Origin of the sequence: Variovorax sp. EL159 (assembly GCF_900100965.1) — a bacterium.
GTDB lineage: Bacteria > Pseudomonadota > Gammaproteobacteria > Burkholderiales > Burkholderiaceae_C > Variovorax.
In genome coordinates this window covers 796385-813423 of sequence record NZ_FMUJ01000002.1, presented here as the reverse complement: position 1 = coordinate 813423, position 17039 = coordinate 796385, and the positions used below count along the sequence as shown (strand labels likewise).

14 protein-coding genes are annotated in these 17039 nt (G+C 67.8%); 9 read left to right on the top strand and 5 right to left on the bottom strand.

Annotation, left to right across the window (positions count from 1 at the left end; genetic code table 11):
* Both BLQ28_RS09950 and BLQ28_RS09945 read right to left on the bottom strand, forming a co-directional pair.
* Positions 1 to 843 (bottom strand): 4Fe-4S dicluster domain-containing protein, encoded by an 843-nt coding sequence (locus BLQ28_RS09950; protein ID WP_218121915.1) that lies wholly within the window; start codon positions 841 to 843, stop codon positions 1 to 3.
* Complete coding sequence (locus tag BLQ28_RS09945; RefSeq protein ID WP_093238747.1) at positions 840 to 3779, bottom strand: molybdopterin oxidoreductase family protein; 2940 nt, start codon at positions 3777 to 3779, stop codon at positions 840 to 842. The genes BLQ28_RS09950 and BLQ28_RS09945 overlap by 4 nt, the downstream gene beginning before the upstream one ends.
* 83 nt (positions 3780 to 3862) lie before the next feature.
* On the opposite strand from BLQ28_RS09945, the gene BLQ28_RS09940 reads away from it, so the two are divergent.
* Entirely contained in the window at positions 3863 to 4795 is a 933-nt protein-coding gene (locus BLQ28_RS09940; protein ID WP_093238746.1) for a LysR family transcriptional regulator, read from the top strand.
* A 15-nt stretch (positions 4796 to 4810) separates the two neighbouring features.
* Here the strand turns inward: BLQ28_RS09940 and BLQ28_RS09935 are convergent, their stop codons facing one another.
* Positions 4811 to 5581, bottom strand: coding sequence for a GntR family transcriptional regulator (locus tag BLQ28_RS09935; RefSeq protein ID WP_093239436.1), 771 nt, complete (start codon positions 5579 to 5581; stop codon positions 4811 to 4813).
* Positions 5582 to 5707: 126 nt separating this feature from the next.
* Here BLQ28_RS09935 and BLQ28_RS09930 point away from each other — a divergent pair, with 126 nt between their 5' ends.
* From BLQ28_RS09930 to BLQ28_RS09910, 5 genes are read left to right on the top strand one after another with little or no spacing between them, the layout of a single operon-like run.
* Positions 5708 to 5989 carry a UxaA family hydrolase gene (locus BLQ28_RS09930; RefSeq protein ID WP_093238744.1) on the top strand — a complete coding sequence of 94 codons (282 nt, stop codon included), beginning with the start codon at positions 5708 to 5710 and terminating at the stop codon, positions 5987 to 5989.
* A 51-nt stretch (positions 5990 to 6040) separates the two neighbouring features.
* Positions 6041 to 7216: a UxaA family hydrolase gene (locus tag BLQ28_RS09925; RefSeq protein WP_093238743.1), complete on the top strand. Its 1176-nt coding sequence runs from the start codon at positions 6041 to 6043 to the stop codon at positions 7214 to 7216.
* A gap of 7 nt (positions 7217 to 7223) precedes the next feature.
* Complete coding sequence (locus BLQ28_RS09920; protein ID WP_093238741.1) at positions 7224 to 8153, top strand: hydroxyacid dehydrogenase; 930 nt, start codon at positions 7224 to 7226, stop codon at positions 8151 to 8153.
* Positions 8150 to 9151, top strand: coding sequence for an Ldh family oxidoreductase (locus tag BLQ28_RS09915; RefSeq protein WP_093238740.1), 1002 nt, complete (start codon positions 8150 to 8152; stop codon positions 9149 to 9151). The genes BLQ28_RS09920 and BLQ28_RS09915 overlap by 4 nt, the downstream gene beginning before the upstream one ends.
* Before the next feature lie 59 nt (positions 9152 to 9210).
* Positions 9211 to 10203: a Bug family tripartite tricarboxylate transporter substrate binding protein gene (locus BLQ28_RS09910; RefSeq protein ID WP_093238738.1), complete on the top strand. Its 993-nt coding sequence runs from the start codon at positions 9211 to 9213 to the stop codon at positions 10201 to 10203.
* Between the two features lie 9 nt (positions 10204 to 10212).
* Here the strand turns inward: BLQ28_RS09910 and BLQ28_RS09905 are convergent, their stop codons facing one another.
* Together BLQ28_RS09905 and xsc are read right to left on the bottom strand one after the other, a co-directional pair.
* On the bottom strand, positions 10213 to 11418 hold the full coding sequence (locus BLQ28_RS09905) for an acetate/propionate family kinase (RefSeq protein ID WP_093238737.1): 1206 nt from the start codon (positions 11416 to 11418) through the stop codon (positions 10213 to 10215).
* Between the two features lie 7 nt (positions 11419 to 11425).
* Complete coding sequence (xsc, locus tag BLQ28_RS09900) at positions 11426 to 13249, bottom strand: sulfoacetaldehyde acetyltransferase (RefSeq protein WP_093238735.1); 1824 nt, start codon at positions 13247 to 13249, stop codon at positions 11426 to 11428.
* 172 nt (positions 13250 to 13421) lie between these two features.
* On the opposite strand from xsc, the gene BLQ28_RS09895 reads away from it, so the two are divergent.
* From BLQ28_RS09895 to BLQ28_RS09885, 3 genes are read left to right on the top strand one after another with little or no spacing between them, the layout of a single operon-like run.
* A complete protein-coding gene (locus tag BLQ28_RS09895; protein ID WP_176801057.1) occupies positions 13422 to 14252 on the top strand; it encodes an IclR family transcriptional regulator in 831 nt (276 codons plus the stop codon).
* A gap of 25 nt (positions 14253 to 14277) precedes the next feature.
* Positions 14278 to 15261 carry an AAA family ATPase gene (locus BLQ28_RS09890; RefSeq protein ID WP_093239434.1) on the top strand — a complete coding sequence of 328 codons (984 nt, stop codon included), beginning with the start codon at positions 14278 to 14280 and terminating at the stop codon, positions 15259 to 15261.
* A complete protein-coding gene (locus BLQ28_RS09885) occupies positions 15258 to 16994 on the top strand; it encodes a cobaltochelatase CobT-related protein (RefSeq protein WP_093238733.1) in 1737 nt (578 codons plus the stop codon). The genes BLQ28_RS09890 and BLQ28_RS09885 overlap by 4 nt, the downstream gene beginning before the upstream one ends.
* The last annotated feature ends 45 nt before the right edge of the window (positions 16995 to 17039 follow it).

Sequence of the window (17039 nt, the reverse complement as noted above, 5' to 3'; positions counted from 1 at the left end):
CTACTCCCGCGCGTCGGTGGACGGTGTGGCCGACGTGATGTGGCGCGGCAGGTACTGGTTGGCCGGGTTGGTTTCCCACTCCGGCATCAGTTGGTAGCCACCGCGCTCGCGGATCGCCTTCGACACCTCGGAGTCCGGGTCCTTCACGTCGCCGAAGATCCGCGCGCCGGTCGGGCAGGCCTTGACGCAGGCCGGCTTGCGGTCTTCCTTGGGCAACTGCTCGTCGTAGATGCGATCCACGCACAGCGTGCACTTGGTCATGACCTGGCGCTCTTCGTCCAGCTCACGCGCGCCGTAGGGGCAGGCCCATGCACAGTACTTGCAGCCGATGCACTTGTCGTAGTCGACCAGCACGATGCCGTCTTCCTTGCGCTTGTAGCTCGCGCCCGTGGGGCACACGGGCACGCACGGCGGGTCTTCGCAGTGCAGGCAGCTCTTGGGGAAGTGGATGGTCTCGGTGACCGGGAAGGCGCCGGCTTCGTAGGTCTGCACGCGGTTGAAGAAGGTGCCGGTCGGGTTCGCTGCATAGGGCCGCTCGTCGGCCAGGGGGCCTGCGCTGCCGGAGGTGTTCCATTGCTTGCAGGACGTGACGCAGGCGTGGCAGCCGACGCAGACGTTGAGGTCGATGACGAGGGCGAGTTGCTTGGCCAGCGTCTCGCCCTGCTCGGCGCGCTTCGTCGCATTGCTCCCTCCCCCTCTGGGGGAGGGTTGGGGTGGGGGCACGGCAGCCTTCAATGCGACGAGGCTTCCAGTTCCAACGCCGATGCCCCTGCCCTCCCCCAGAGGGGGAGGGAGCGAAACCGAGGACGGGGCCGCGATCAGGTCTTTCAGCCACTGCATCATTTCCTGCCCCGCCCCGCAAAGTACGTCAACACACTCGCCGCCTTCCCCAGCACCCCAGGCGCACTCGGCATGCTCGCAACCTGCGGAAAGCTCTCTTCAGGCTCGCCGGGTTCCGCGGGCCTTATCCGCACGCGCACGTCGTACCAGCCCGCCTGCCCCGTGATCGGGTCCGAGTTGCTGATGCGCCCGCTCGCCGTGCCTTCGAACGGCAGTTCTTCGCTGATCAGGTGGTTCAGCAGGAAACCCTTGCGCGCCTCGTCCGACCCCGGTGCCAGTTGCCACGCGCCATCGGCCTTGCCGATCGCGTTCCACGTCCACACTGTCCCCGGCTCCACCGCTTCGCTGTAGCGCAGCATGCAACGCACCTGCCCCCAGCGGCTCTCGACCCAGCACCAGCCGCCATCGGCAATGCCGGCCGCCTGCGCGGTGAGCGGGTTCACATGCAGGTAGTTGTGGCTGTGGATCTGCCGCAGCCACGCGTTCTGCGAATCCCACGAGTGGTACATCGCCATCGGCCGCTGCGTCAGCGCGTTGAGCGGATAGGCATCGAGGTCGGTCGCGGCCTCTTCGAGCGGCGCATACCAGAAGGGCAGCGGATCGAAGTAGGTGTCGATGCGCTCGCGCAATGCCTCGGGCGGCTGCCGGCCGGTGCTCTTGCCCTGCGCCGCGAGACGAAAGCTCTGCAGCGTGTCGGAGTACAGCGCCAGTTGCACCGGGTCGTTGCGCTGGCGCCAGCCCTTGTCTTTCGCAAAGTCCAGGTACTCCCGGTTCCAGTTGCGCATGTAGTGCATGGTCTCGGGCATGTGGTACTGGAACACGCAGTTGTTCTGCGCATACGCCTCCCACTGCTTCGGGTTGGGCGCGCCGCGCAGATGCTCGGTGCCGTCCTTGCCGCGCCAACCCATCAGGAAGCCGATGCCCGGTTGCGGCTCGAAGTTGACGACGAAGTCCGGATACCCCGTGAACTTGCGCCCGCCCTCCGGCGTGGTGAAGGCCGGAAACTTCAGCCGCGAGGCCAGCTCGATCAGCACCTCCTGGAACGGCCGGCACTCGCCCGTGGGCGGCACCACCGGCACACGCACCGAATCCACCGGCCCGTCGAACTCCGAGATCGGCCGGTCGAGCATGCCCATCACATCGTGCCGCTCCAGGTACGTGGTGTCGGGCAGCACCAGGTCGGCAAAGGCCACGGTCTCGCTCTGGAAGGCATCGCACACCACGAGGAAGGGAATCATGTGCTCGCCCTTCTCGTCCTTGCGGTTGAGCATCTCGCGCACGCCCATGGTGTTCATGCTCGAGTTCCACGCCATGTTGGCCATGAAGATCAGCAGCGTGTCGATGCGGTAGGGGTCGCCCTTCACTGCATTCGTGATCACGTTGTGCATGAGCCCGTGTGCCGACAGCGGGTGCTCCCAAGAGAAGGCGTGGTCGATGCGGATCGGCGAGCCGTCGGGGTTGATCGCCAGTTCTTCCGGGCTGGCCGGAAAGCCCAGCGGCGCCGCATTGAGCGGCGTGTTCGGCTGGATCATGCCGGGGTCGTTGAAGGCCCGGTAGTTCGGCACGATGTGGCGCGGGTACGGCGCCTTGTGCCGGAAGCCACCGGGCGCGTCGATGGTGCCGAGCACGCTCATCAGCACCGCCAGCGCCCGCACCGTCTGAAAGCCGTTGGAGTGCGCCGCCAGCCCGCGCATCGCGTGGAAGGCCACGGGCCGCGCCTGCGTGGTCGGGTGCTGCTTGCCCCAGGCATCGGTCCATGGAATCGGCAGCTCGAAGGCCTGCTTGAGCGCCGTCTCGCCCATCTCGCGCGCCAGCTTGCGGATGCGCGCGGCATCGATGCCGGTGATGGCCTGCGCCCACTCGGGCGTGCAGCTCGCCACGCGCTCGCGCAGCAACTGGAACGACGGCGCAACGCGCGTGCCGTCGGCCAGCGTGTAGTGGCCTTCGAGGGCCGGGTCGCAGCCCTCTTCGATGCCTTCGGGGTACGCGGGCTTCACGCTGCCGCTGGTCTTGTCCCACACCAGCTTGTTGTGCGGATTGCGCCCATCGCCCGGCGGCCCGCGCTCGGGGTCGAAGGCGAACAGCCCTTCGCGCTCGCAATCGTCCAGCACCACGAGCTGCGGCGCATTGGTGAAGCGCTTGAGAAACGCGTGGTCGACCAGCTCATTGCCGATCAGCTCATGCAACAGCGCCATGAACAGCGCGCCGTCGGTGCCAGGCTTGATCGGAATCCATTCGTCGGCAATCGCCGAGTAGCCTGTGCGCACCGGGTTGATCGAAATGAAGCGCCCGCCCGCCCGCTTGAACTTGCTGATCGCAATCTTCATCGGGTTGCTGTGGTGGTCTTCGGCGGTGCCGATCATCACGAACAGCTTGGCGCGCTCCAGGTCGGGCCCGCCGAATTCCCAGAAGCTGCCGCCGATGGTGTAGATCATTCCCGCGGCCATGTTGACCGAGCAGAAGCCGCCGTGCGCCGCGTAGTTGGGCGTTCCGAACTGCCGCGCGAACAGGCCCGTGAGCGCCTGCATCTGGTCGCGCCCGGTGAACAACGCGAACTTCTTCGGATCGGTCGCGCGGATCTTGCCGAGCCGCTCGGTCAGCATGTCGTAGGCACGCTCCCAGCTGATGGGCTCGAACTCCCCTGCCCCGCGCTCGCTGCCGGCCTTGCGCAAGAGCGGCTGCGTGATGCGCGCGGGCGACACCTGCTTCATGATCCCCGACGACCCCTTGGCGCAGATCACCCCCTGGTTCAGTGGATGGTTCGGGTTGCCGTCGATGTAGCGCACCTCCGGCCCCTTCTCGCCCTCGCGCAGGTGCACGCGGATGCCGCAGCGGCAGGCGCACATGTAGCAGGTGGTGGTCTTGACGTCGGTGTCGGCAGTGGGCGTGGGGGCCGACAGCGGATCGTGCACGGGCTCGCGGGACAGGAAACTGAACACTGGCGGTCCTTTGTTTTCAAGCGGGGGCTGTGCCGATGCTAGGGGCCTTCCATCAAACGAAAAAGCGCAGAATATTGCTCACGATGACCGGAAAAACAGATCAGCAATCCGCCCAGCGGCTGCGCTTGAACCTGCGCCAGCTCGAAGTGTTCGTGGCCACCGCGCGCGGTGGCAGCACGCGCGCCGCGGCCGATCGCATCGCGCGTTCGCAGTCGGCGGCAAGCAGCGCGCTCGCCGACCTGGAGACCTCCGTCGGCGCCCTGCTGTTCGACCGCATCGGCCGCCGGCTGGTGCTCAACGAGAACGGCCGCGCACTGCTGCCCAAGGCACAGGCGCTGCTCGACCAGGCCAGCGACCTGCAGGCGCTCTTCAGCGGCGAGCACGCGGCGCCGCTGCGGGTGGCCGCCAGCTTCACCATCGGCGAATACCTGCTGCCCGAGCGCGTGTCGCAATGGACCGCACTGCATCCGCAGAGCCAGGTGCACCTGCACATCGCGAACACGCGCGACGTGATCGAGGCAGTCGCCGGTTTCGATGTGGACGTGGGCTTCATCGAAGGGCCGCAGACGCACCCCGACCTCGTGGTGCGTGCATGGCGTGAAGACGAGCTGGTCATCGTCGCGGCGCCGGGCCATGCCCTCGCGAACCGCATCGCCACGCACCGCCAGCTCTCGCAGGCCACCTGGGTTCTCAGAGAACTTGGCTCGGGCACGCGGCAGGTCACCGATGCATGGCTGATCCAGAACCTGGAGCAGGTGCACGTGGGCTTCGAGCTCGGCAGCACCGAGGCCATTAAGCGCGTGGTGGCTTCGGGCACGGGGCTGGCCTGCCTCTCGCGCTACACGGTGGCGCAGGCGCTGGAAGACGGTCACCTCGTCGAGCTGCGCACGCGACTGCCAGCGGGCATGCGACGGCTCGCGACCGTGATGCACCGCGACAAATTGTTGGGCCGCGCGACTGCCGACTTCCTTCGGCACTGCGGCGCGACCGTGCCACGCGCCCCGGCGGTGCGCTGACTCGCACCAGCGCGGTCAGGCTGGCCGCGACAACAGGTGCACGTACTCGTACTGCGCCGTGTTGATGGTCGACACGCGGTATTCCACCGGCTTGTCGCCGAACGTGAGTGCGGTGCGCTTCACCTCCATCACCGGGGCGCCCTGCGCCACGCCGAGGATGCGCATCACGCTGCGGTCGGCCGTCATCGCACGTGCGCGCTCGCGCGCCAGCGTCACGGTGATGCCGAACTCGGTCTGGTAGAGGTGGTAGATGGTGCTCGGCCGTTCGCGAAAGCGCTTCTCGGTCAGGCCCTTGAACAGCAGCGCCGGCAGCGTGAGCCGGTCGTGGATCACCGCCCTGCCCTGCAGCAGCAGGCGGTTGTCGATCTGGATGGCCGGCTCGCCGGTGCGCAGGCCCAGCGCCTGCGCTGGTTCTTCTTCCATGCGCACGCGCTCGAAGGCGACGAACTCCACCTGCGGTGCCTGCCGCAGCCCATCGCTGCGCTCGACATGGAAGAACTGGAACATGAAGCGGTCCGCGTTGTGCACCGCAACGAAGGTGCCGCGCCCCTGGCGCCGCACGAGGATGTGTTCGGCCACGAGATCGTCGGTTGCATGGCGCAGCGTGCCGATCGACACGCCCAGCGCCGCCGCCAATTCGCTCTCGCTCGGCAGCGTGCTGCCGGCCGCGCAACGCCCCGACTCGATGGCCCGCAGCAATGAACGCTTGACGAGCCTGTAGAGCGGCGCGCCCGCCGAATCGGCGGGTATCGGTTCGAACACGGACGGGTCGCTCGAGCGTGGCATGGCGCGATTGTTCGGCCACATCGCAATTCATTCAAGTCATCCATATGACCTGTTTGACACCCGGAGACACGCACTCGGACACTGCCCCGGCTGCAAATTCTCAGCGAGTCACAACAGGAGACAACGATGATTCATTTTGTTCTGCACGACGCGAAGGACACGGTCGCGGTCGTGGTGGTGGAAGGCGTCAAGGCCGGCATGTCGCTCACCGGCTGGATCATGGACGAGGACCGGATGACCAGCGTCGATGCACGCCAGGACATTCCGATCGGCCACAAGGTCGCGCTCAAGGACATGGCCACGGGCGACACGGTGTGGAAGTACGGCATCGACATGGGCAAGGTGGTCGCGCCGATCAAGGCCGGCGAACACGCGCACGTCCAGAACATCAAGACCAAGCGCTGGTAAGACCCTGCGCGCTTCGCCCACTTTCATCACCCACGAATCCGAAAGCACAGCATGTCCATCATTTCCAAAGACACCACCTTCCTGGGCTACCGCCGCGAAAACGGCCGCGTCGGCGTGCGCAACCACGTCATCGTCCTGCCGCTGGACGACCTCTCCAATGCCGCGGCCGAAGCCGTGGCCCACAACATCAAGGGCGCACTCGCCATTCCGCATCCCTACGGCCGCCTGCAGTTCGGCGCCGACCTGGAGCTGCACTTCCGCACGCTGATCGGCGCGGGCTGCAACCCGAACGTGGCGGCCGTCGTCGTCATCGGCATCGAGGACAGCTGGACGCAGAAGGTGGTCGATGGCATCGCCGCCACGGGCAAGCCGGTGGCAGGCTTCGGCATCGAAGGCCACGGCGACCACGACACCATCCTGCGCGCGAGCAAGGTGGCGCGCGAGTTCGTGCAGAACGCGAGCGAGAAACGGCGCGAGCCCTGCGGCATCCACGAGTTGTGGGTGTCCACCAAATGCGGCGAGAGCGACACCACCTCGGGCTGCGGCTCCAACCCCACCGTCGGCAACGCCTTCGACAAGCTCTACGAGACGGGCAACACGCTGGTGTTCGGCGAAACCTCCGAGATCACCGGCGGCGAGCGCATCGTGGCCGACCGCTGCCGCACGCCCGACGTGAAGGAGCGCTTCATGTTCATGTTCAACCGCTACCAGGACATGATCAACCGCCACAAGACCAGCGACCTGTCGGACTCGCAACCGACCAAGGGCAACATCGCGGGCGGCCTCACGACCATCGAGGAAAAGGCGCTCGGCAACATCCAGAAGATCGGCAAGAAGTGCCTGGTCGACGGCGTGCTCGACAAGGCCGAGGTGCCCACCGGCCCGGGCCTGTGGTTCATGGATTCGTCCAGCGCCGCGGCCGAGATGGTGACGCTGTGCGCCGCCTCGGGCTATGCGGTGCACTTCTTTCCCACGGGCCAGGGCAACGTGATCGGCAACCCGATCCTGCCGGTCATCAAGATCTGCGCCAACCCGCGCACCGTGCGGCTCATGAGCGAGCACGTCGACGTCGACACCTCGGGCCTGCTGCAGCGCGAGATGACGCTCGACCAGGCCGGCGACCAGTTGCTCGAATGCATGCTGCGCACCGCCAACGGCCGGCTCACCGCGGCCGAGGCGCTGGGGCACCGCGAGTTCGTGATGACGCGCCTGTACGAGTCGGCCTGACCGCGCCATGAAGCGCATCGTCATTGCGGAGTTCATGGACGCCGCCGCGGTCGCGCAGCTGCGCGCGCGGCACGACGTTCTCTACGACGTGGCCCTGGTGGACGACGGCGCCCGCCTGTACCGCGAAGCGAAGTGGGCCCATGCGCTCATCGTGCGCAACCGCACGCAGGTACGCGGGGAGCTGCTCGACACGCTGGCCCAGTGCGCGGTGGTGGGCCGCCTGGGCGTGGGGCTGGACAACATCGACGTGGCGGGCTGCGAGGCTCGCGGCATCCGCGTGATTCCGGCCACGGGCGCCAATGCGCTGAGCGTGGCGGAGTACGTGGTCGCGAGCGCGATGCTGCTGCTGCGCGGCGCCTACGCCTCGACGGCCGAGGTGGCCTCGGGCCGATGGCCGCGCAATGCGCTCTCCAGCGGGCGGGAGCTCTCGGGCAAGACGCTCGGGCTGGTCGGCTTCGGTGCCATCGGGCAACTGACGGCGCGGCTCGCGAAGGCGCTCGGCATGCGCACCGTCGCCTTCGACGCGATGATGGATGCGAACCATCCGGCCTTCGCGGAGAGCGGCACGCGGCCGCTCGACCTCGACGAACTCGTGGCGCAGGCCAACGTGGTGAGCCTGCACGTGCCGCTGGTCGATGGCACGCGCAACCTGTTCGATGCTGCGCGCATCGCGGCGATGAAAGGCGGCGCTGTGCTGGTCAACACCTCGCGCGGCGGCATCGTCGACGAAGCCGCCGTGGCGCTCGCGCTGCGTGAAGGCCGGCTCGGCGGTGCGGCGCTCGATGTGTTCGATGCCGAGCCCCTTGCGGCCAGCCCGCATTTCGAAGGCTGCCCCAACCTGCTGTTGACGCCGCACATCGCCGGCGTAACGGCCGAGTCGAACGAGCGCGTGAGCAGCCTGATCGCGCAGAGGGTGCTGGAGGCGCTGGAATCATGACGATGCTGAGTCTTCAGGAAGCGCGGCAAGTCGTGGCCTCGACGCTGCGCGCAGCTGGCGCCAACGAAACCATGGCCACGGCCACCGCACGCGCGCTGGTGCTTGCCGAGGCGCAAGGGCTGGGCTCACACGGCCTGGGCCGCGTCGCCCAGTACGCGACACACCTTCGCAACGGCCGCGTCAACGGCGATGCGATGCCCACGCTGCGCCGCGAGAAAGGCGCCGCGGCGTTGATCGACGCGCACGAAGGCCTCGCCTTCGCCGCGTGCGAAATGGCGGTGGCCGAAGCCATCGCCCGCGCGCGCGACTTCGGCATCGCCATCGCGGGCGTGACCGACAGCCATCACTGCGGCGTGGTCGTCGATCACCTGCGCGCGGTGGCCGATGCGGGCATGGTCGGCCTCGGCTTCGCGAACTCGCCGGCCGCCATGCCGGCAGCGGGCGGGCGTCATCCGATCTTCGGCACCAATCCGGTGGCGGCGGTGTTCCCGCGCCGCGGAGCGCTGCCCTTGATGATCGACCTGAGCCTTTCCGAAGTAGCACGCGGCAAGGTCATGGTCGCGGCCAAGCAGGGCAAGCCGATTCCGACCGGTTGGGCCGTGGACCGCAACGGCCAGCCGACCACCGACGCCCAGGCCGCGCTCGAAGGCTCGATGCTCCCCATCGGCGCCGCGAGCAGCCCCAAGGGCGCGATGCTGGCACTGGTGGTCGAGCTGCTGGTCACGGCGCTCATCGGTGCGCAGTTCGGCTTCGAGGCATCGAGCTTCTTCGAAGACGCGGGCAACCGGCCGCGCATCGGCCAGGCCTTCATCGCCATCGACCCCGGCGCCCTCGCGGGGTCGGCCAGCTACCTCGACCGCGTCGAGGTGCTGGTGGCCGAGATGCTGCGCGACGACGGCGTGCGCCTGCCCGGCGCGCGGCGCGAAGAGCTGCGAAGGCGGGCGGAGGCCGAAGGCATCGAGGTGCCCGACGCGCTGCTCGCGCAGTGGCGACGGTAAACACCGGCAAACGCCGCAGAGCGTCATTTCCCCCGAACACAACAACAGGAGACAACACGATGAAACGACGTGAATGGATGCAAGGGGCCGCCGCCCTGGCGGCGACGGGATCGCTCGGCGCGCTCGCGCCGGGGTTGGCGCGAGCGCAGGGCGCGGACTATCCGAAACCCGACGCCACGCTGCGCTACGTGGTGCCCTTCCCGGCGGGCGGCCTCACCGACGTGATGGCACGCCAGATCGGCCAGCAGCTCGGCGAGCGCTGGAAGGTCAGCGTGCTGGTGGACAACCGCCCGGGCGGCAACGGCCAGATCGGCGCCGACCTCGTGGCGAAGGCACCGCCCGACGGCAACACACTGCTCGCGATCACGCTGACGCATGCGGCCAACGTGACGCTGTTTCCGAAGTCGCCCTTCAACTTCCAGAAAGACCTGCGCCCGGTTGCACTGATCGCGGGCAGCCCGATGCTGATCGTGGTGCCGGCGGCCAGTCCGATCCAGGACTTGAAAGGGCTGATCGCGGCGGCGAAGGAGCGCAAGCTCAACGCCGGCTCCAGCGGCAGCGGCACGCCGCCGCATCTGACGCTCGCGCTCTTCAACGACCTGAACAAGTCCGCGATCCAGCACGTGCCCTACAAGGGCGGCGCACCCTGCATGACCGACCTGATCGGCGGGCAGCTCGACGTGGTGTTCTCGAACATCCCCGAGTCGATTCCGCATGTGAAGGGCGGCAAGCTGCGCGCACTGGCGATCGCGAGCAAGACGCGCTACCCCTTGCTGCCCGACGTGCCGACGACCGCCGAAGCCGGCATACCGGCGCTGCAGGTCGAGAACTGGACCGGCATCATGGCGCCGGCCGGCATGCCCGATGCCGCGGTGCAGAAGCTGGGTGCGGAGGTTGTGAAGATCCTGGCGCTGCCGGGCCTGGAAGAGCGCATGCGGCAGCAGGGTTTCGTGATCGATGCGCGCGGGCCGGATCGCTTTGCGCCATTCCTGGCCGACGAGATCGCGCGCTGGGCGCACGTCATCAAGGCGGCGGATATCCAGCCGAGCTAATTGGCCGATCTAGGCGCGCAGCACCTGCGCGGTGTGGTGCGCAATGACGGCCTCTTCGTCGGTGCGCAACACCCAGGCGCTGACGGGGCTCTCGGGCGTGGTGAGCCGTTGCGCGCCGCTGCGGTTGGCAGCGGCATCGACGTTCACGCCCAGCCACTCGCAGTCTTCAAGGATGCGTTCGCGCAGTCCGGCCGCGTTCTCGCCGATGCCACCGGTGAACACGATGGCGTCGACACCGCGCAGCGCCGACGCGAGGCTGCCCATGTGCTGCACCACCTGTTCGACGAAGTGCCCGATGGCTTCGGCCGCGGCGGGTTCGGCGGACGCTTCGAGCGCACGCATGTCGCTCGACACGCCCGACATGCCGAGCAGGCCCGATTCACGAAACAGCAGCGTCTCGACCTGGTCGGCCGACATGCCGCGCGAGCGCATCAGGTACAGCACCACGGCCGCATCGATGTGGCCGCAGCGCGTGCCCATGGTGAGGCCGTCGAGCGGAGAAAAAGTCATCGTGGTGGCCACCGAGCGGCCTAGTGCAATGCCGCACATCGAGGCGCCGTTGCCCAGGTGCGCGACGATCACGCGCCGCTGCGCCAGCCCGGGTGCCACGTGCGCGAGCTGCGCCACGATGGATTCGTACGAAAGCCCATGGAAACCGTAGCGCCGAACGCCTGCGTCGTGCAGCGCGCGCGGCAAGGCGAATCGGCGGTTGACCTCGGGCTGCACCGCGTGGAAAGCGGTGTCGAAGCACGCCACCTGCGGCACGCCCTCGAAGGCCGCCATTGCCGCGCGCACGCCGGCCAGGTTGTGCGGCTGGTGCAACGGTGCCAGCGGCTCGAGCCTGGCCAGTGCTTCGAGCACCTGCGCGTCGATGCGCACCGGCGCCACGAAATCCGTGCCGCCATGCACGATGCGGTGCCCGACGCCGGCGATGCGCCGGCCGTCGCCCTGCTGTGCATGCCAGTCGAGCAGCGCCGCGAGCGCGCCCTGATGCGAGGCCTGCGCGCCGTCGAGCGCGGCGTCGTGCAGGGTGTTGCCCTGCGCATCGCGCACGCGCAGCCGCGCCTTCAGTCCGGCGCCCAGGCCGTCGGCCTGGCCTGACCACAGTGCCGCTGGCAGCACATGGCCGTCGCTGCGTGCCTCATCCGCCGCATCGAACAGCGCGACCTTGATCGACGACGACCCGGCATTGAGAGTCAGCAGCGCATCGGCCATGGCTTGTTCAGACGTAGTCCTTGTACTTGTCCAGAAAGCGCACCGGCTTCGACAGCGCATCGCGGCGGAACGGGTCGCCCAGCTCGCGGGTGCACATGATCTCGATCACGCAGGTCTTGCCTTCGTTCATCTGCATGTCGATGGCCTTCTTCAGCGCCGGGCCCACGTCTTCGAGCTTGTCGACCACGATGCCTTCGGCGCCCATGGCCTTGGCGATGCCCGCGAAGCTTTCGCTTTCGAGTTCGCCCGCAACGAAGCGGCGGTTGTAGAAGTCGACCTGGTTCTTCTTCTCGGCGCCCCACTGGCGGTTGTGGAAGACCACCGCCGTCACCGGGATGTCGTGGCGCACGGCCGTCATGATCTCGACCATGCTCATGCCCCAGGCGCCGTCGCCGGCGTAGGCCACGGCCGGGCGGTCGGGCGCGGCGCACTTGGCGCCGATCATGGTGGGCAGCGAGTAGCCGCAGTTGCCGAAGCTCATCGGTGCGAAGAAGCTGCGCGGCTCCTCGAAGCGCAGGTAGCTGTTGGCAATGGCGTTGATGTTGCCAATGTCGGTGGAGACCATCACGCGCGGCGGCATGGCTTTTTCAAGCTCGCGCAGCACTTGGCGCGGGTGCAGGTAGCTGCCGCCCGTGGGTGTCTTTTCGCTCTTGGCTTCCTCGATGGCGTCGAGGCTGAACTGGTCGCGCTCGTGGGTCCACTCGTCGAGTTCTTTCTCCCACGCGGCCTTCTCGGCCTTGATCTTGTCGGCGCGCTCGGCCTTGGTGGCATCGCAGGCCAGCGTCTTGCCCTGCAGGCGCTTGAGCAGTTCCTTGGCGGTGGCCTTGGCGTCGCCGTGAATGCCGACGGTGATCTTCTTCACCAGCCCGAGGTTGGTGTGGTCGGCCTCGACCTGGATGATCTTCGCGTCCTTCGGCCAGTAGTCCATGCCGTGCTGCGGCAGCGTGCCGAACGGGCCCATGCGCGAGCCGAGCGCGAGCACCACGTCGGCCTGCGCGATCAGCTTCATCGCGGCCTTGGAGCCTTGGTAGCCGAGCGGGCCGGCCCACAGCGGATGGCTCGCGGGGAAGGAGTCGTTGCGCAGGTAGCCGTTGGCCACCGGTGCGCCCAGGCGTTCGGCCAGCGCCTGGCACTCGGCCACCGCGTCGCCCATGACCACGCCGCCGCCGGAGAGGATCACCGGGAACTTGGCCGAGGCCAGCAGTTCGACGGCGGCGTTCAGGCTGTTCTCGCCACCCGCGCCGCGCTCCACGCGCATCGGCTTCGGGATCTCGGTGGTGATCTCGCCGTAGAAGTAGTCGCGCGGAATGTTCAGCTGCGTCGGGCCCATCTCGGAGATGGCGCGGTCGAAGCAGCGCGCCGTGTACTCGGCCATGCGCTTGGGGTTGTTCACATGGCCCTGGTACTTGGTGAACTCCTGGAACATCGGCAGCTGGTTGGCTTCCTGGAAGCCGCCGAGGCCCATGCCCATGGTGCCGGTCTCGGGCGTGATCATCACGACCGGGCTGTGCGCCCAGTAGGCCGCGGCAATGGCGGTCACGCAGTTGCTGATGCCGGGGCCGTTCTGGCCGATCACGAGGCCGTGGCGGCCCGACACGCGCGCATAGCCGTCGGCCATGTGGGCACCGCCCTGCTCGTGCACCACCGGAATCAGGCGGATGCCGGCGGGCGCAAAGATGTCCATCGCGTCCATGAAGGCCGAGCCCATGATGCCGAAGATGTCGGTCACGCCATTGGCGACCATGGTCTCGACGAAGGCCTCGGAAGGCGTCATCTTCTGCACCCCGGTGACGGCTTCACGGGTGGGGGCGGCGGGTTGCTTCTGGCTCATGGAAGGCGTCTCCTGAAGAGGTGGGGGCTGCGATGTGCAATCGAAAAGTCGGAACCTCTTGTTCCGAAATTCGTTCCGGCGGAATATAGGACGGCATCGCGCTGGCGTCAAACAATTTACAAAAATCGGTACGCCTTGTCTTGTTTTTTGTAAAACAACTATGATCCGCCGCATGAAGATCGTCAAAGGCCCCTCCCTCGGCGCCGCTGCAGAAGCCGCAGAACCGGCGGGCGACACGCCCACCATGCGCCTGTTCGGCCTGCTCGAAGTCATGGCCGCGAAAGACCAGCGCTATTCGCTGCAAGGGCTGGTCGAAGAAACGGGCATGCCCAAGCCGACGCTGCACCGCATGCTGCAGCAGCTCGAAGGCGCGGGCCTGCTGCAGCGCGAAGGCGACGGGCGCCACTACGGCATCGGCACGCGGCTGCGGCGGCTGGCCGAGAACCTGCTGCTCAACGACAGCCTGCACGGTGCGCGCCACACGGTGCTGCGCCAGCTGGTGGAAGAGATCGGCGAGAGCTGCAACCTCACGGCCCTGTCGGGCAGCGAGGTCGTGTACCTCGACCGCGTCGAGACCGCTGCGCCGCTGCGCTTTTACCTGCACTCGGGTTCGCGCGTGCCGGTGCACTGCTCGGCCAGCGGCAAGATCTTTCTCTCGCAGATGAGCACCGCACAGCGCCGCCGACTGCTGTCGAACGCCCCGCTGGAGCCGTACACGCCCAAGACGCTGACCGACCCCGAAGCGCTGGAGAAGGAAGTGCAGCGCGTGCGCAAGAGCGGCTTTGCCATCGACAACGAAGAGTTCCTGCCCGGCCTGCTGTGCATCGCCGCGCTGGTGCCCTCGGGCGACGAAGGCCCATCGAACCTTTGCATCGCGGTGCAGGCGCCGATCATGCGGCTCGATGCGGCGAAGGCGAAGACGCTGCTGCCCGCACTGCAGCGCGCCGCCCTGGCACTGAGCCGCATCGACACCGACGCCGGCGCCGACCGCGCGCAGGCCTGACCGAATTTTTTTGCGAAAGCCCACCGTGACCGACACCGCAGACCTTCGGCCCGACCGCATGCTGAGCGTGCGCGAGGTGTTCGGCATCGACACCGACCTGCAGGTGCCCGCCTTCAGCGAGCGCGATGACCACGTGCCCGAGGTCGATGCGGTCTACCGCTTCAACCCCGACGTGACGCTTGCCATCCTCGCGGGCTTCATGCGCGACCGCCGCGTGATGGTGCAGGGGCTGCACGGCACGGGCAAGTCGACCCACATCGAGCAGGTGGCCGCGCGGCTGAACTGGCCCTGCGTGCGCCTGAACCTCGACGGCCACATCAGCCGGCTCGACCTTGTCGGCAAAGACGCGGTGGTGCTGCGCGAAGGCAAGCAGGTCACCGAGTTCCAGGAAGGCATCGTGCCGTGGTCGCTGCAGCGGCCCGTGGCGCTGATCTTCGACGAGTACGACGCGGGCCGGCCCGACGTGATGTTCGTCATCCAGCGCATCCTGGAGCGCGACGGCAAGTTCACGCTCATGGACCAGAACAAGGTGCTGCGCCCGCATCCGTTCTTTCGCCTGTTCGCCACGGCCAACACCGTGGGCCTGGGCAACCTCAACGGCCTGTACCACGGCGCGCAGCGGCTGAACCATGCGCAGATCGACCGCTGGAACATCGTCGCTTCGCTCAACTACCTGCCGGCCGATGAAGAGATCGCGATCGTGCAGGCGCGCGTGCCGTCGCTGGCCGACGAGGCCGGGCGCAAGCTCGTCGCGAAGATGGTGGCCGTGGCCGACCTCACGCGCAAAGGCTTCGCGGCGGGCGACCTGTCGACGCTGATGTCGCCGCGCACCGTCATCACCTGGGCCGAGAACGTCGAGATCTTCAAAGACCCGGCACTGGCGTTCAGGCTCTCGTTCGTCAACAAGTGCGACGACGCCGAGCGGCCACTGGTCGCCGAATACTTCCAGCGCTGCTTCGACCAAGAACTGAAGGAGTCGCAGCAACTCGCGCCGGGCTCGCAGCCATGACCGACACGCCCGCGAGCGCGATGCAGCGCCGCGTGCGGCAGGAAGAGCTGGTGGCCGAGCTGTGCGCGGGCGTGGTGCGGGCCTTCAGCGGCGAGCGCGACCTGCACTTTCGCGGGCGCCGCCTGCATCGTGGCCGCATGCCGCTGCCGTGGTTCGCACCGCACCTGCATCCGTCACCCGACACCGACGACTTCGCATCCTTTCGCGGCGTGGCCGATGGGCTGGCATTGCGGCTCACGGCTTCCGATGCGGCACTGCATGAACGCCTGCGGCCCGAAGAGCCGGTCGAGCGCATGGTGTTCGAGATGCTCGAACAGTTTCGCGTCGAGGCACTCGCGCCCGAGGTCATGGCCGGCATGCACCACAACCTGCGGCACCGCCACGAGCAGTGGTCGCTGGCCTTCCACCATTCGGGCCTGACCGATACCGCGCGCGGCCTGCTGCTGTATGCCGTCGCACAGATCTGCCGCGCCCGCGTGAGTGGCCAGCAGGTGGTCGAAGAAACCGAAGACATGCTCGAAGCCACGCGCTTCGCGCTCGCCCCGCGGATCGGCCATGCGCTCGCGGGCTTGCGCCGCGACCGCACCGACCAGGCCGCTTACGCCGTGCACGCGCGGACCGTCGCACGCACCATCGCCACCATGCTGCACGAGGCCGGCGACGAAGGCAGCGACGCCGCACGCGATCCGCATGTGGACGACAAGCGCAGCGTGTTCAGCCTTGTCGCCGACATGGACCAGGAGATCATCGAGCGCTTCACCACCGCCGAGTCGGGCCGCAGCGCGGTGCTCGACGATGCGGGTGGCACATACCGCATCTTCACCACCGCCTACGACCGCGAGCACGATGCCGCCACGCTCGCACGCAAAGACGTGCTGGCGGGGCATCGCGAAAAGCTCGACCGCCGCATTGCCGCGCAGGGCGTGAACATCGCCCGTCTGGCGCGCGAACTGCGCGCGCTGCTGGCCGACCCCACGCGCGACGGTTGGGACAGCGGGCAGGAAGAAGGCCTGATCGATGGCCGCCGGCTCGCGCAGCTTGTGGCCTCGCCCACTGAGCGCCGGCTGTTTCGCACCGAGCGCATGGAGCCTGTGGCCGACAGCCTGGTCACTTTTCTGATCGACTGCTCGGGCTCGATGAAGGAGCACGCCGAATCGGTCGCAATGATGGTCGACGTGTTCGCGCGCGCGCTCGAACAGGCCGGCGTGGCCAGCGAGGTGCTGGGCTTTACCACCGGCGCATGGAACGGCGGCCGCGCGCAACGCGAATGGGTGCGCGCCGGCCGGCCAGCGCACCCCGGTCGATTGAACGAGCGCTGCCACCTCGTCTTCAAGGCAGCGGCGACACCGTGGCGACGCGCACGGCCCGCGATGGCTGCGCTGCTCAAGGCCGACCTGTTTCGCGAAGGCATCGACGGTGAGGCGGTCGACTGGGCCTGCGCGCGCCTTCGCCAGCGCACCGAAGAACGCAAGCTGCTGCTGGTAATTTCCGATGGCTCGCCGATGGACAGCGCCACCCACCTGGCCAACGATGCGCACTACCTCGACCATCATTTGCGCGATGTGGTCGCGCGGCAGGAGCAGCGCGGCGACATCGCGATCGCCGGCATCGGCGTGGGCCTTGACCTGAGTCCTTACTACAGCCGCAGCCATGTGCTGGACCTTGCGACCTCTACGGGCAACACGATCTTTCGCGAGGTGATCGAACTCATGGCGGGGCGGCATCGGCGCTGAAATTCTTCGGGGCTTCAGGGCGTGTACACAGGACACCGGGTACTC

Bases quoted from the DNA above. Each gene is read 5' to 3' on its own strand.
- BLQ28_RS09950 (WP_218121915.1), bottom strand. From the start codon at position 843: ATGATGCAGTGGCTGAAAGACCTGATCGCGGCCCCGTCCTCGGTTTCG.
- BLQ28_RS09940 (WP_093238746.1), top strand. From the start codon at position 3,863: ATGACCGGAAAAACAGATCAGCAATCCGCCCAGCGGCTGCGCTTGAAC.
- BLQ28_RS09935 (WP_093239436.1), bottom strand. From the start codon at position 5,581: ATGCCACGCTCGAGCGACCCGTCCGTGTTCGAACCGATACCCGCCGAT.
- BLQ28_RS09930 (WP_093238744.1), top strand. From the start codon at position 5,708: ATGATTCATTTTGTTCTGCACGACGCGAAGGACACGGTCGCGGTCGTG.
- BLQ28_RS09925 (WP_093238743.1), top strand. From the start codon at position 6,041: ATGTCCATCATTTCCAAAGACACCACCTTCCTGGGCTACCGCCGCGAA.
- BLQ28_RS09920 (WP_093238741.1), top strand. From the start codon at position 7,224: ATGAAGCGCATCGTCATTGCGGAGTTCATGGACGCCGCCGCGGTCGCG.
- BLQ28_RS09915 (WP_093238740.1), top strand. From the start codon at position 8,150: ATGACGATGCTGAGTCTTCAGGAAGCGCGGCAAGTCGTGGCCTCGACG.
- BLQ28_RS09910 (WP_093238738.1), top strand. From the start codon at position 9,211: ATGAAACGACGTGAATGGATGCAAGGGGCCGCCGCCCTGGCGGCGACG.
- BLQ28_RS09905 (WP_093238737.1), bottom strand. From the start codon at position 11,418: ATGGCCGATGCGCTGCTGACTCTCAATGCCGGGTCGTCGTCGATCAAG.
- xsc (WP_093238735.1), bottom strand. From the start codon at position 13,249: ATGAGCCAGAAGCAACCCGCCGCCCCCACCCGTGAAGCCGTCACCGGG.
- BLQ28_RS09895 (WP_176801057.1), top strand. From the start codon at position 13,422: ATGAAGATCGTCAAAGGCCCCTCCCTCGGCGCCGCTGCAGAAGCCGCA.
- BLQ28_RS09885 (WP_093238733.1), top strand. From the start codon at position 15,258: ATGACCGACACGCCCGCGAGCGCGATGCAGCGCCGCGTGCGGCAGGAA.